The 13,051-nt window shown below is 37.0% G+C and carries 10 protein-coding genes; 6 read left to right on the plus strand and 4 right to left on the minus strand.

The genetic code is table 11. The annotated features are described in order from the left end of the window. Window position 1 precedes the first annotated feature (1 nt). The 4 genes from dhaM (at window position 2) to GWI97_RS01125 (ending at window position 4,125) form a co-directional block, all read left to right on the plus strand. Entirely contained in the window at window positions 2-1,453 is a 1,452-nt protein-coding gene (gene dhaM, locus GWI97_RS01115) for a dihydroxyacetone kinase phosphoryl donor subunit DhaM (RefSeq protein WP_115370680.1), read from the plus strand. 660 nt (window positions 1,454-2,113) lie between these two features. Further along, window positions 2,114-2,245, plus strand: a complete 132-nt coding sequence (locus GWI97_RS18460) for a hypothetical protein (RefSeq protein ID WP_257474733.1) — start codon at window positions 2,114-2,116, stop codon at window positions 2,243-2,245. A gap of 136 nt (window positions 2,246-2,381) precedes the next feature. Then, window positions 2,382-3,068 (plus strand): hypothetical protein, encoded by a 687-nt coding sequence (locus GWI97_RS01120; RefSeq protein WP_036934251.1) that lies wholly within the window; start codon window positions 2,382-2,384, stop codon window positions 3,066-3,068. Between the two features lie 475 nt (window positions 3,069-3,543). Further along, the gene (locus tag GWI97_RS01125; RefSeq protein ID WP_036934253.1) at window positions 3,544-4,125 is read left to right on the plus strand and encodes a common pilus major fimbrillin subunit EcpA; all 582 of its coding nucleotides are present in this window, start codon (window positions 3,544-3,546) and stop codon (window positions 4,123-4,125) included. Between the two features lie 74 nt (window positions 4,126-4,199). Here the strand turns inward: GWI97_RS01125 and GWI97_RS01130 are convergent, their stop codons facing one another. From GWI97_RS01130 to GWI97_RS01140, 3 genes are read right to left on the minus strand one after another with little or no spacing between them, the layout of a single operon-like run. Further along, window positions 4,200-5,477, minus strand: a complete 1,278-nt coding sequence (locus GWI97_RS01130) for a sigma-54-dependent transcriptional regulator (RefSeq protein WP_123822390.1) — start codon at window positions 5,475-5,477, stop codon at window positions 4,200-4,202. Next, window positions 5,455-7,830, minus strand: a complete 2,376-nt coding sequence (locus GWI97_RS01135) for an ATP-binding protein (RefSeq protein ID WP_036934258.1) — start codon at window positions 7,828-7,830, stop codon at window positions 5,455-5,457. The genes GWI97_RS01130 and GWI97_RS01135 overlap by 23 nt, the downstream gene beginning before the upstream one ends. Before the next feature lie 57 nt (window positions 7,831-7,887). Continuing rightward, a complete protein-coding gene (locus GWI97_RS01140) occupies window positions 7,888-9,165 on the minus strand; it encodes an ABC transporter substrate-binding protein (protein WP_036934260.1) in 1,278 nt (425 codons plus the stop codon). 300 nt (window positions 9,166-9,465) lie between these two features. Here GWI97_RS01140 and GWI97_RS01145 point away from each other — a divergent pair, with 300 nt between their 5' ends. Continuing rightward, a complete protein-coding gene (locus GWI97_RS01145; RefSeq protein ID WP_036934261.1) occupies window positions 9,466-10,803 on the plus strand; it encodes an MFS transporter in 1,338 nt (445 codons plus the stop codon). Between the two features lie 65 nt (window positions 10,804-10,868). Then, window positions 10,869-12,320 (plus strand): pyruvate kinase, encoded by a 1,452-nt coding sequence (pyk, locus tag GWI97_RS01150; RefSeq protein WP_036934263.1) that lies wholly within the window; start codon window positions 10,869-10,871, stop codon window positions 12,318-12,320. Window positions 12,321-12,423: 103 nt separating this feature from the next. Here the strand turns inward: pyk and GWI97_RS01155 are convergent, their stop codons facing one another. Beyond that, complete coding sequence (locus GWI97_RS01155) at window positions 12,424-12,840, minus strand: Rap1a/Tai family immunity protein (RefSeq protein WP_036934265.1); 417 nt, start codon at window positions 12,838-12,840, stop codon at window positions 12,424-12,426. Window positions 12,841-13,051 lie beyond the last annotated feature (211 nt).

Consider the following 13,051-nt stretch of genomic DNA (forward strand, 5'->3'; position numbering starts at 1 on the left):
CATGATAAATATTGTTATTGTTTCTCATAGTAAACATCTCGCTGATGGTGTGGCAGAACTTGCCAGTCAGATGATTAATCCTACTCACTGTCAACTTGCTGTTGCCGCCGGTATTAATGATGAAGAACATGCGATTGGTACGGATGCCGTTAAAATTATGACGGCGATTGAATCTCTTTCGCAGGCACAGTCTATTGTTGTGATGATGGATTTAGGCAGTGCCATATTGAGTGCAGAAACCGCAATTGAACTACTTGAACCAGAACTCGCTGAAAAAGTCACGCTCTGCTCTGCACCATTAGTTGAAGGCACTCTTGCTGCCGTCGTTGCCGCCTCTTCTGGCGCATCTTTAGAAAAAGTCATTGAAGAGGCCACAAACTCGTTATACCCCAAAAAAATTCAGCTTGGTGAAAACTTTGTTCAGCCTAAAAATGACATTAATGCGCCTGTCAAACTTCAGGGTAAAGAGGCAAGTTGGGTAGTACGTAATCCTCATGGTTTACATGTAAGACCAGCGGCCACCTTAGTGGAAATCCTTTCTACCTTTCAAGCTGATTATCAATTAGTTAAAGGGAATAGACGTATTAATCCTCTCAGTTTAAATCAGCTTTCATTAATACAAATTCGCCAAGGCGATGAAATCACTTTAATTGCCTCGGGTGAGCAAGAAGATGAAGCAATCACCGCCTTTCTTGAACTCGCTCAAAATGGCTTCGGTGAAGCGTTTTCTTCTGATCCTGATACCACGACACTAAAAGGTATTTTAGCCCCTATCGCCCAAATTAAAGCCCCTGCTTTTATTTGGCATGAAACTGAATTGTCACCCGTAGAAAATCTATCTGAACCAATTGATATTGACGATCAAATCATAAAATTTAATCATGCCATTAAAAACACGTTAAACGATCTAAAGCAACATGCTAATAAAGCGAACCAAATTTTAGGTGAGCATATAGGGGCTATTTTTAATGGCCATATCATGATGCTAGATGATGATGAGTTAATCGCGAGTGTGATTGATCGCATTAGAGAAGAGAAGATCAGCGCTCAGCAAAGTTGGTCTGATGAAATACAAGAAAGGATACAGTTGTATTGCGCACTCACAGATCCTTATTTACGAGCACGTGAACTCGATCTTCGTGATCTACGTAATCAAGTACTTTATCAGTTACAGGATAAAACTCGCCCAAGCTTTACCCCTTCACAACCCGCTATTTTAGTAGCAAAAGAGCTTTTTCCTTCTACTTTAATTCAATTAATTGATAGTCAATTAGTCGGTATTGCTTTAGCGAAAGGTGATGCTCTCTCTCACAGTGCTATTATTGCAGCTGAAATGCACTTACCAATGTTAGTCAATTTAGGGCCTTCTCTATTAAAAATCACTGAATCACAAAAGTTAAAATTCGATATCAATAAGGGTGAATTAGTTATTGAACCTATAACGTCGTTATAAATCTCTTTTTAAATTAACCGCATACAAAAACCCGCACAATCATGTGCGGGCAAGTCAACAAAATACACGATGACTATTAATAAAATAAAGAAAATATATTGATTAAATATTTAAAAGAAAATGAATTTTAATATTTAATAAAATAATAACACTTGATTAATTTATTAAAAGAGCCATAAAAATCCATTTATAAAATATATAATTAAATTATTTTCATACTCAAAAAAGACTCATCCTTAAAAGAATGTGTATTTTTGATAATCAAAAAACAATGTTAAATAATGACTTTCCATGCTTCATACAATACAAGCCATAATTAGATTGTAATTAACTTTATTTAATAAAAAATACGCCTCTGCTGTAGATAAAAAACACCATCATTCTCTCTCCTGATGCCAAGATTAATTTTGATTTAAGTACTTTTATTATGTCGTTAAATGTCAATGAAGCGGGTCTGGCCACACAAATTAAAGCACGCTCATAGATATTAGGAAAATCAACGGTCAATAATATTTCCTCTGTCACAACCTATAATTTAGGGGGCTATAACAATAAGATGAAACAGCAAAAAGATAACACTAACAGTTATTTTTCTGTTGATAGCATTTGGAGTTTTGCAGAAAACCACTTAAACCTGAGTGCAACGGCGTATGGGCAACCATGTCTGCACTCAATAGCAGTAAAGTTTACGGGATCCCCTATGATAATAATTCCTCATCCAAAGTCAGTAATACACAGCTTTCGTTAATGCCGATCACTGTTTCCTTACCCAGTGCCGGGGAAGTACAATAAATACCGTACTACTCGCGGAGATAAATTGAGTGTTTATACCCGTTTTGCATTTAATCCTACATTATGTAATCGAGATTAACGGTATTATAGTGTTGTTTATTACTGATTATTAAAAACAACGAATTAAAGAGATAGAATGAAAAAAATATTAACATTTATTAGCACATTAACACTCTCAACACTGGTATTTTCAGCCCATGCGCTTTATGTTGGCTCTGAAGTTTTTACTCTTGAATCTGATAAATCTTTTTTCTCTCGTACTTATCTTAATAATACTGATAGAACAAACCTTTATAAAATTCATGTCTATAAAATAGAAAAGCCGGGAGGTAAAGAAAAAGATGAAAAACAACTTCCTATAGAAGATGGTGAAATACTTTACACTCCTCTGCAAAAAGTATTATTACCTAATGAACATGAGTTTTTTAAATTATTTTATAAAGGTGCTAAAGATGATAAAGAGCGTTATTACCGTATTATTATTGAAGAAACACCGGTTAACTTAGTACCTTATCAGGAAAACAGTAAGCAGCCTTTAGTCGTTCCTACTGTTGGGTTAAATACCGTGATGGTTATTCGTCCTCGTGAAATGAAATTCACTTATGATCATAATAATGTTGCTGGCACTATCAAAAACACAGGCAATACTTATTTTCGCTTACTGTTAAATGATAAGTGCGATTCTGATGAAGAAAATGCCAAGATATTACAGCTATTACCCGGCGAAAGTTACCAACACCCTTGGTTAAAGAAAGAGCATAAGCAGTTTATTATTGCTTTTGACCGTTATATTGGATTAGAAAATAACTGTGCTTCAAACTAACAAAACTATAATGGCAAAACTCAAGGTAGCCTATCAGGCTACCTTTTTACGATTAATGTAAGTATTTTTACCCATTCAATAATCTTCTCTACCCTATTCAGCCTATTCTCCCATTTGAAAGAAAATGTAACTTGGTTAAATATATAATTTTTATAAATACATAATTAATTAAATTATTTTATATTCTGTCATATTTGTCATTTTTAATTTTCAATTAATTATCACAAAAAGACAGCAATACAAACATAACCACATGATAATAAATAACTTTACATTATTAACGATAAAGCTATTTTTATTACATTTTATTCCTATTTTTTTATGATGTTTTAAATAAACTATTTTTTCAATTCATTCTATAATTTATCTAATGAATCATCTTTTTTAGATAATCTAAATTTTATGTATAAACTCATGAAAAAGACTTTTTAGCCGATATTGCTATTAACGTCGATTTACTCTGTAGGAATAAACCATGAAAAAATACCACGTATTACTTAGCTTATTACTGACGGCTTTCACGACAACAACAACCTTTGCCAATACTTCATCAGTACAGACAATTGCAAATTGGCATGCCACAGCAATAAAGAAACCCCAGAGTGAATTAGGTGTAACCCCTTTAAATGCCCTGCATTTTGAAGTCACAGAAAATAACCGTTTTAATGCACAAGATGGCGCTTTTGATATCACCGTTAAAGATGCTGAAGGGGCAACAGATTTTAAATTAACATCGAAAATTATTAGTAATGAACTTAAAAATGCGACAGATAATTCAGTATTAATAGTAAAAACAGACTGGAACGGTAAAACATTATCAAATAATCAAGAAACCGTTATTCTTGATAACCAAAAAGGTATTCATCATGGGCTGATGCCAGCAAATAAAGCGTCAGAGAAAAGTGAGCTAAAAAGTCTTCAAAGTGCTTTTTTATTTAATGTCATCAATGGTTCTCAATCTGTAGCATCATTACCTGAAGGTTTATGGGAAGGCGCTTTGCGCATTGAATTTACCAGCAAGTGGGCAGGCGATTTTGTGACACTAGCGACAAGATAATTCAAGTAATGTATCTTAAAAAAATGTGAAAGAGCGCCAGTATGGCGCCTCTTTGTTATGCAATAAAACGTAAATTAAACCTTTGGTTTATAGCTATCCTTATCAAGGTCGTGCTTTTTCATCCGTAAATACAATTTTTTACGTGGAATACCTAAATAATCAGCAACATCACTGACGCGACCCGCAAATAAATATAACGCATCTTCAATTAATCGACGCTCATATTCATCTACAAGATTATCTAAAGGGCCTTCAGGTGGAATAATCGCTCGGTGTTGTTCACTATCTACCATTTTCACAATACCTACCGCATAAAGCTCAGCGACATTTCGTAATTCGCGAATGTTACCTGGCCAATCATAACGTTTTAAAATATCAAGATAGTTACGATCAATTTTTGGGATGGCAATACCGAGTCGCTGTGCACTTTGTCGTAAGAAGGCTCTAAATAATGGAATAATATCAGGACGTCTTGCGCTTAAGGGAGGCAATGAAAAGGTAATTTGTGAAAAATAGTAATAGAATTCAGGTATTAATCGCCCTTCCGTCACCAGTTGTTGTGTATTATTTTCTAAAATCGCAATGGTTCTAAAGTGACGCTTTCCTTGACGTTCCATATCCAGCAGATAAGAACTTAACCAACGCTGTGCTTCTGATGATAAATCATATGGAGAACGTAAAATTAACGTACCCACTCCATCAGTTTCAATTTGAACAATAACCTGTTTGATATCGGATAAATTTTGACAGTCTACCGTTTGGATAGCTTTATCACTATGTGGACTTAACTCATGTAGCAATTGAGCAAGAAGGTGACGCCCTGTTCCCATCGCACCTTCTATCATTAAATCTTTATCAATATCCGCAATTTGTTGTACTTGTTCTCGAATCGCCGTAATTTGCGCACTGTCTCCCACTAAGCGCTCTTGTGTGGTGCTTATTACGGCGTTTCTAAGGGCGAGAATAGATTGACGCTCTTTATGTGCTTTTGCGACTAATTCTAAAAAAACAGGGGGATTAATGGGTTTTTCAATAAAATCATAAGCCCCTTTTTTTACCGCTTCCACAGCCAATGGTATATCGCCATGTCCGGTGATCATGATGACGGGAATACGAGAATCGATTTGCTTAATGCGCTCAAGTACCTCCATACCATTCATTGCGGGCATATAAATATCGAGCACAACAGCCCCTTGCCACTCTGGTGTTAAAAGGCTTAATGCTTTTTCAGGCGAATTAGTCACTCTGGCAACCATACCTGCAAGGTTAAGTAAATGACGATAAGATTCAAGAATATCTTCATCGTCATCAATTAATAAAACATCAATATCAGGCATGAGTGATTGTGTCATCAGTAAACTCCAAAACGACCATAGCGCCACCGTTTAACGCTGAGGCCAAGTAAATTTCATAACCAAACCGTTGCATAATAGAACGACAAATGGATAACCCTAACCCTAACCCCACATCTTTTGTTGTGGTAAACGGGGTAAATAATTTTGGTAAAACAGCGGAATTGAACCCTTCTCCACTGTCAGAGATCCCCACTAATTTTCTTTTAGGATCAACAGATAAAAGGTCAATGGTGATCTGACTTTCACCAACACCGGCAATTGCATCCATTGCATTAACAAACAAATTAACCAAGACTTGCTCTATTTGCGTCGGATCGGCACAAATAGTTAATTCATTAGGGATATTATTCGTAATGATACACTGCTCTCGTTTAGAACGAGACTCAACCAGCACCATGGCGCTGTCCACAAGCTCTTTTAATGGTGCTGAAACAAAGCTAATTTCAGATGACGATTTACGTGAAAAATTACGTAATGCAGTGATAATTCGATTCATTCGTGCACAAAGCTTCTCGATACGCTCTATAGAATCAGGCAATTGATCATATTTTTCCATCTGTATGGTGAGTTTTGCACTGTACAGATAGGTATTGATTGCTGAAAGGGGCTGATTAAGCTCATGAGCAAGGCTTGTCATCGCTTGCCCAACAACCGCCATTTTGGCAGCTTGAACCAACTCTTCTTGGGTCTGAATTAAATGTTTTTGTGCTTGCTCACGACGCACAATCTCTTCATTTAATTGCTGGTTTTTATCCTGCAAATCTTGTGTTTTTAGGGCCACCAGCCGTTGAAGCTCTAATCGACTTAACTCTTGGCGCGTAATATCGGTGATAGTCACAATATATTTATGTTCGTCTTTATGAGGGTATTCACGAATATTAAATTGTAAGAAATGAGGCTCACTCGCTTTTACCATTCGAATGATGCATTCACTTTGTCCTAAACGATAAAGCGGACTTGTTGAACTAAATTGCGCTTTCAACATAGTACTGGCTTCACCATTAAATAATAACCAAAGTGGTTTATTACTTTGCTCTTTACCTGTACCTAATAACGTTGCAGCACTCGGATTAACGGTTTCCATTCTGCCATCGTGGTGACAGGTAATTAAACTCGCATCGGTGTTATTGATAAGATTTAACGCATTAGTCGCTTCAACTTCTTTCATTTGACGCCAAAAACGACGAAGTCGCCGGCTTAATAAACCAATTTCATCTTGCCCCTCAATGAGCATTGGTTCTGTTAAATTGCCTTTAGCCACATGCGCTAGGTCATCACTGAGTTTATTCAACCTCGCAATTAATCGTCTATCAATCAAGATTTTCATCACAATAATACTGAGTAATAAAGAGACGACAATAATCACCACAATAACGATTTTTCCCGTCGCCATCAGTTTACGCGTATTACCATTGAGCTCATTTAACACTTCACTGGTCGCAAAAACATTACCACTTACCGCATTATCAAATTGTGATAATTTTTCATTTAATTCAGGTGCTAATGCTTTGAGTTTTTTCTCATTTTCGACATCATCAATCAATGTGTTATAGATATCGCCGTCATAACGAGTAATAGCGATGATCTCTTGTAATACCTGACGATGAGCAATCGTCGACGGATAGCTTTTTAACTTCTGATTTAACGAAATAATTTCATCGATTTTGACACTAATATAGTGAAAGGCGACATCAATATCACGGCTATAACGTTGATGAGCAATTTCCTCAACTAAGCTAATTAACTCATTTTCCGTGGTAAATAACTCTTGTAATAACGTTGATTCTAATAACAGTTGTAAACTATTTTCCTGTACATTTTTCTCATTGATCATTTGGCTGACATGCCACTCGATTTCATTAAGTAGTGGCTTAATATCTTCGCCGACAGCATCATGCATCCACGCTAGTTGCCCTAATAATTGTGCAAGACGATTTTCTAATTCACGTCGTTTATCTAGTAATACATCCTGTTGATAAATTAACGATGATAATTCATCAACAAGTTGAGTATAAAAATCACGTTGAGGCTTTTGCTCAATAGGGAATTCGCGCAAATTGTCTAATAACTGATGAATTTCCTGTTGTTGTTGCTCTGAAATCGATTTTCGTTGTGTTTGTTCACGCTCTTTTAATAACATTTGTAAATTGGTGCTATAACGCTCCATGTTATAGCTGATGGTTAACATGGGTAGAGATTCTCCCACTGACGCATTAATTTGTGTCGCCAGTTTTCCCCACATAAAAAAGATAATCACCCCAATCAGTAAGGTGAGTAAAAAACTAAAAGTAAACGCCATATAAAGGCGCCTACCTAGCTTGCCAAATTGTTTAGGCACTAATAATTTCATCCGTAATACCCTTCATAAAAACAGCGCTTCCTGCTATATATCTGAACCACAAGGCGGTTAGGGTGATTTTGTCTCTTTCAATAAAGCCAGTGCTTGTTCAAGTCTTTCGGCCTCTAAAGTACGCCATTGATAAAGCACGGCTAAAGCTTGATCGGTATATTCTCGTTGGTCTGCTGCTTTTGTAAAAAGTGCCTGTAAAGTTGGCGAATTAGCCTCATTTTCACTAATAAGCACTGAACTTGCTATATTGCGTGCTTGACTAATCGCATCAAGCCGTTCTGGCGTTTGATCTTTTTGTCTTTCTGCTTCATGAATATCACTCCAAACTTGACGCATTAAAGGGAAATTATGGGTGATCATTTGATCAAATAAAGCGTTGACTACTTCACGGCGATGATAAGCTTTATTACTATCTAAAATAAAATCTGTTGAATCAGCTAATTGAGAATTAGTACTTAATACATTTTCACTTAGCGGGATCTTTGCCATATCACTGTTATAAACAATTTCCTGCCCCTCTTCGGAAAGAAGGAAAGAAATAAAAACACCTGCTTCAGCGTGCTTATCACTTTCAGCTAAAATAGCAACATAAGCGGGTAAAATTATTGATTTATCAAAATAGTCGAAATCAATAAAATCAAACCGTTTTTGATGGTTGAAAGCATAATTATCAATTACAGGCCCTGCACCAACAATCCCCCTAGCAACAGCATCACTGACTCTGGCACTTCTCGCTGATATTGATGCTAAATTACCATTCAATTCTAATAGGATTTTCCAACCTTCTTCCCAACCATTTTCCTGTAAAATATTTTCGACCATTAGTTGTGTCGTGCCAGAATTAGCGGGTGTTGTCATCGTTAAATGACCTTGATAAATAGGAGCAGTGAGATCTTTCCAACTTTTAGGTGATGGTAACTGATGTTTTTGTAAATACTGTGTATTACTAATAATCCCAATCCCTGAATAACCAAACGCCGTTACCTTATCGTTTATAATACTACTGTGCTTTAATAACCAATCAGGGGTTTCATATTTAATAGGCAAACGAGAAAGCAAACCTTCTCTATCAAGATGATGATAAAAATTTGCAGAAGAAGACATTACAATATCAATAGACTGATAAGGATAATTTTTTATTAATCTTTCTGCAATCTCAACACGTCGATAAACAACTTGTGTTTTAATATTTGGATATTTATCAGCAAAAGCTAGCATTAATGGGCGCATTACTGTATCTGAATGTGTAGTCAAGATAACAAGCCGATCATCTTTTGCATTTGCGCCGAAAATAAAAAACAAACAAAAGAATGACAAAATAAGTTTCCCTTTCATTTTCCCCACCATAGAAGTTTTCTTAGAATTGTGCTCAGGATCATAAATTTAAAATTTCATGATAATTATTTTATTTCGATTGTGAGTCAACTATGACCCAATCTTTTTTGAGATACGCTTATATTCTCTTCTTTTGATACTAATATAAATTACCTAGATTACAGTTTTAACCCATCGAATTAAGGTAATGTGTCAATCATGACTCATTGTTAACGTTTTGCTGTTATTCCTTCCTACTCGCTAGTATTCACTCCGACTAAAAACTTTCAGCTTTATCTATTTTTTTTCGGAGCTATCTATATGTTTAATTTCTTTAAAACAAGAAAAGATCTCCCTCTATTAGAAGAATCTAATGAAAAGATCAGATCAATTTATAAAAAATACCAATGGCAGGTTTTTATAGGGCTTGTTTTTGGCTACGCCATGTTCTATGTAGTTCGAATGGCACTCGGTGTGGTAAAAAAACCGATGCTAGATGCAGGTATTGTAACAACAACTGAACTCGGTTTAATGGGTTCTGCGTTCTTCTTTACTTATGCATTTGGTAAGTTCTCTAACGGCTTCTTATCCGATTATGCGAATATTGGACGCTTTATGTCCATCTCGTTAATTGCTTCCTCAATTACCTGTATTTTTATGGGGATGTCAACGGCCGGCCTATTTTTCGTCCTATTATGGGGTATTAACGGTTGGTTCCAATCTGTCGGTTCAGCACCTTCTTGTGTCTCTATCTTCCAATGGTTCTCACCAAAACAACGCGGTAGTGTTTATTCTATCTGGGGTGGCTCACGTAATATCGGTGAAGCTATTACATGGATCTTGACTGCAACCATAGTGAGCTTCTTTGGTTGGCGCGCAGGCTTTATCGGTGCAGGTATTGCTAGTTTAGCTGCTGGTATTATCTTACTAATGTTATTAAAAGATCGTCCTCGCACTTATGGTCTGCCAGATCCAGCAACTGCATTCGGTGAAGAAGCTGAGTTTGCTAAAAGTAGCGATCCAAAAGAAACACGCCGTGCACAATTATTCATATTAAAACAACCTACTGTATGGATCATTGCCACAGCCTGTGCAGCAATGTACGTCTCTCGCTACGCAATCAGTTCATGGGCTGTTCTTTATTTACAAGGTTCAAAAGGCTATTCACTGATTGACGCTGGTTTTGCCATGTCAACTTACCCAATCGCTGGTTTCTTCGGTGCAATCTTAGCAGGTATCACATCAGACAAACTGTTTAACGCTAACCGCCATATTCCAACACTGATTTACGGTATTGCCAACATTGCAGGTTTTGCACTGATGTTCTGGGGTCCACAAAGCCGTGTTATGGATGCAGTTGCATTAAGTATGATTGGTTTTGCAATTGGTGGTTTAGTTGTGTTTTTAGCAGGTTTAACCGCTTGTGACCTGATGCCGAAAAACGCAGTAGGCGCAGTAAAAGGCTTTATCGGACTATTCGCCTACATTGCAGCCTCAGCACAAGAATTAATTTCTGCATCATTAATTAAAGTCACTGAAATTGATGGTGTAACTCACTATGACTTCAGCACAGTACAGTATTTCTGGATAGGTTCTGCCATCGTATCCATGATCCTCGCAATGATGGTCTGGAATGCGAAAAAAGTTACCATGGATTAATGAATTAATTAAGTTGTCATCAAGGGATACCGTTGGGTATCCCTCTTTAAAAAGAGAATGTCATTATGCGTAAGACAAAAATTGTTGCGACTCTTGGCCCAGCTAGCTGTTCAGAACAGATGATTGAAAAGCTGATTATGGCAGGTGCTAACGTATTTCGTTTAAACTTTTCACATGGTACTCGCGAACAGCATCAGGCCACTGCCGCAACTATCCGTCAGGTCGCAGAAAAACATCGTGTATTTATCGGGATCTTAGCAGACCTGCAAGGTCCTAAAATTCGTATCGCTAACTTTAAAAATGATTCAATTCAATTAAAACAAGGCGATAGTTTTATTTTAAATGCAGATTTAGACAGCACATTAGGCGACGAGCAACAAGTGGGTTTGGATTACCCACAACTTGTTCAAGAAGTCACACCAGGGAATATTTTGTTACTTGATGATGGCAATATTCAATTACAAGTCAGCGCCGTCAATAATAATAAAATAGAGACTGTCGTTACTGTTGGTGGAAAATTATCTAACCGTAAAGGGATTAACTTACTCGGTGGTGGTTTATCTGCACCTGCATTAACAGAGAAAGACAAACAAGACATACACACAGCAGCCACTATTCAAGCAGATTACATTGCCGTTTCATTCCCACGTAATGGTGCGGATATTGAATATGCCCGTGATTTAGTGATCGCAGCAGGAAGTCACGCCAAAATCGTTGCTAAAGTTGAACGTGCAGAAGTGGTTTCTTGTGAAGAAAATATGGATGACATTATTAAAGCATCTGATGTCATTATGGTGGCTCGAGGTGATTTAGCGGTTGAAATCGGTGATGCCAGTTTACCGGGTGCACAGAAGCAACTTATTGCACGCTGTCGCGCATTAGGTTGCCCTGTTATTACCGCGACTCAAATGATGGAATCAATGATTGAAAGCCCGATGCCAACCCGTGCAGAAGTTATGGATATTGCAAATGCGGTTGGTGATGGAACAGATGCCGTCATGTTGTCAGCTGAAACGGCAGCAGGGAAATATCCAGTGGAAGCCGTTAGTGCAATGGCACGCGTAGCTGAAGGCGCAGAGCGCTCTTTTGCAGCTAATGCTGAAAACCCTTGGCAATCACCGTCTTACTATTCGCAAACCGGTCGATGGATTGCACTGGCTGCAGCCACAACCGCTTTTCATGACGACAAACATTTAAGTGTCGCCGTATTAACAGAAAATGGCAAATCAGTGACCTTGTTGTCACGTTTTATGCCGAATAACAATGTATATGCATTAACAGATAATCCTGCACTTGCAGGTCAATTGACCGTATTGCGTGGTGTCACACCTGTTGCTTATCAACGTCATAACAATAGTGATTGTGATGAAAACATCATGCAAAAGCTGCAAGCAGAAGGATTATTAACAGACATGAATTCACTCTTGATCACCCGTTTATCAACCTTTGAGAAAACCGGTGAAAGTGATTGTTGTCACCTTGTTCCCGTAAAACAAGTTGAAGTTGCAATCGCTTGAGTGTTTTCCATCAAGGGGCTTATGAGAGAGGCAACCTGAAGTAAATAACAAAAAAAGAGCACACCAAATCATTTTAGCCACAAGGATTGTGGCTATTTTTCGTTTAGAGACTTCCATCAGCATGGCAAGGATAGGCATCTTGTAATGCCAAAATATAAATTAACTCCAACGGCGTTTCTTTTTGTTTTTTCTTCACTTCAGGATTTTTATCTAAATAAGCATCGATGTGCTTAACCATAAAATCGCCATTTTGTTCTACTTTCGGAGGCGGGCAATAAAGAGGTCGAAAATTATCGTTATTTTGATTCTCAATTTTTACGGCAACAGCATAAAAATTAAATCCATTCGCGATACCATTTAAATACGCTTGTGTCACTGATTCTAGTTGTTTATTAGAAGGATGATCTAAAGCTAATAATCGTTTTACCTCAAGATAACCGCTTAATGTTACTGCCTGCGAATACAGTGGGAATAGCAATAGCATTCCTATTAACCCGTTTAATAACATTACTTTTTTCATGCTAATTTTCTCTTTAGTTCAATAGATATTGATTTCATTCTAGTCATTTTATTGCCCTAAGAATATGTGCAACGAATATATACATTGAAGATCTTTTGGACGATCTCATTATACAAATCAGACTCATCAAATTGTGATCACAAACTCATTTAGGATGGTTTCTAAACTAATTAGTCTTTTTATACTTTACAAAGTAAATAAAACGGTGCAT

This window comes from Proteus sp. G2300 (genome assembly GCF_009915965.1).
GTDB lineage: Bacteria > Pseudomonadota > Gammaproteobacteria > Enterobacterales > Enterobacteriaceae > Proteus > Proteus vulgaris.